1 pseudogene is annotated in these 979 nt (G+C 44.5%); it reads left to right on the top strand.

Annotated features, from left to right (window positions below):
- Positions 1–979, top strand: a pseudogene (locus FVB9532_RS19305) (SprB repeat-containing protein); the annotation flags it as partial.

The raw sequence follows: 979 nt of genomic DNA, 5'->3' as shown, positions 1-979 counted from the left end.
TGATGATTCAGATCCTACACCGACCGTTACAGGAGTCAACGGAGGAACTTTTTCAAGCACTGCCGGTTTATCAATTAATGCTTCTACCGGAGCTATAGACGTTTCTGCGTCTACTCCAGGAAACTATACAGTTACGTATACAACATCAGGAACTTGTCCTAATTCTTCCAATGTATCTTTGACCATCAACGCACTTGACGATGCTTCGTTTAGCTATTCGGAAGCTGCATATTGCGCTGATGATTCAGATCCTACACCGACCGTTACAGGAGTCAACGGAGGAACTTTTTCAAGCACTGCCGGTTTATCAATTAATGCTTCTACCGGAGCTATAGATCTTTCTGCATCTACACCAGCGACCTATACAGTTACGTATACAACATCAGGAACTTGTCCTAACTCTTCCAATGTATCTTTGACCATCAACGCGCTTGATGATGCATCTTTTAGCTATTCAGCAGCCGTTTATTGCGCTGATGATTCAGATCCTACACCGAACGTTACAGGCCTCACCGGGGGAACTTTTTCAAGTACTGCCGGTTTATCAATTAATGCTTCTACCGGAGCTATAGATCTTTCTGCGTCTACACCAGGAAACTATACAGTTACGTATACAACATCAGGAACTTGTCCTAATTCCTCTAATGCAAGTATTAATGTTGCTAACTTAAGTGCTTCAGCCGCAGCCATCAATGTAAGCTGTAATGGTGGGGACGACGGTGCTGTTAATTTAACAGTAACAGGAGGAACAGCACCCTATACCTTTGATTGGAGTAACGGAGCTACAACAGAAGACATAACTGGCCTCGAAGCAGCAACCTATAGTGTAACGGTAACCGATGCCAACTTATGTACGGCTACGGCTTCGGCAACAGTTACCGAACCAGTAACACTTACTGCATCTGCGACAGTAGATGCCAACGTAAGCTGTAACGGAGGGGAAAATGGAACTGCTACAGCAAGTGGAACAGGAGGAACT

Origin of the sequence: Mesonia oceanica, from assembly GCF_902499555.1 — a bacterium.
GTDB classification, from domain to species: domain Bacteria; phylum Bacteroidota; class Bacteroidia; order Flavobacteriales; family Flavobacteriaceae; genus Mesonia; species Mesonia oceanica.
Note: the sequence above shows the minus strand (reverse complement) of the source record. Positions and strands in the feature narration are given on the sequence as shown.